The organism is Yoonia sp. R2-816 (assembly GCF_046762905.1).
Taxonomy (GTDB): domain Bacteria; phylum Pseudomonadota; class Alphaproteobacteria; order Rhodobacterales; family Rhodobacteraceae; genus Yoonia.
This window is the reverse complement of sequence record NZ_JBKQXN010000226.1, coordinates 1-928: the sequence shown is the minus strand read 5'-3', so window position 1 is coordinate 928 and position 928 is coordinate 1. Positions and strand designations below refer to the sequence as shown.

General features: G+C 59.5%; 1 protein-coding gene. It reads right to left on the bottom strand.

Annotated features, from left to right (window positions below):
* Positions 1-237: 237 nt before the first annotated feature.
* The coding region (locus tag ACFWW2_RS16055) for an autotransporter outer membrane beta-barrel domain-containing protein (protein ID WP_393929552.1) at positions 238-928 on the bottom strand (691 nt) is incomplete at its 5' end.

Genomic DNA, 928 nt, shown 5'->3' with positions numbered 1-928 from the left:
CCAGAGAATGCTTTCGACATGCGCAAAAGCTGCGGCTTCATCGTGCATATATGGGGCAGATAGAACAGACATGGTATTTCCCTTTAACTCTATGAATTATAGATAGGAAATATCATTGGGTTTGTCAAGTATACAATCGCCTTTTTTTGGGACCGTTGTCGCTCATCCGGGTCACGCTTCTCTTCGCAGTCTGGGTGATGCCTTTTGGGACATCGCTGCACGCATGTGTCGGATTTCCTAGAACACCACTTTCAGCCCTGCGCTTGCGCTGATGGCGCTGGTGTCGCCGGCGTTGCTGAGCCCGGTGGCATAGGAGGCTTCGCCAAACAGATCCACGCGGTCGGTCATGGCATAGGTACCGCCAAGACCAGCCCCAAGGATCCAGGGTTCACGCTCCGTCGTCAGGGACGTCCCGGCCACCTCAACCTCACTGCCCGCGCCAAACTCATGGTACAGGTTGATAACGCCATTGAGGCCACTCTCCCCCGGATCCTGCGCCGCGACCTCAAGCCCAAGACGCAGCTGCTGGCTGGTCGCAGCGCTCAGCGCGACCGCCTCCTGGTGCGCCTCACTCGTGAAGTCGCTGAACGTCACCGACGACAGGCTCAGCTGGGATTGCGGGGTCACCGCCAGCCACGTGCCCAGATCGAATTGCTGCCCAGCCTCCAGCGACAGCGCATAGCCCATCCCGCTGTTGCCCTCGGTCAGGGTCCCAAGCCTGTCCGAGGTCAGATCGCTTGAGTAGGAGGTCACTGTCACCTGCCCGTCAACATAGAACCGGCGCGCATCATACCACGTGGCTGCCAGGCCCAGACCCAGACCACTGGTCTCGATCGACCCGTCCCCTAAGTCAGAGCTGACATCCGTACTGCCCGTGCCGTAGGAGACCATCAGCCCGCCCACAAGAAGGCCCGCATCACTGGTGTTC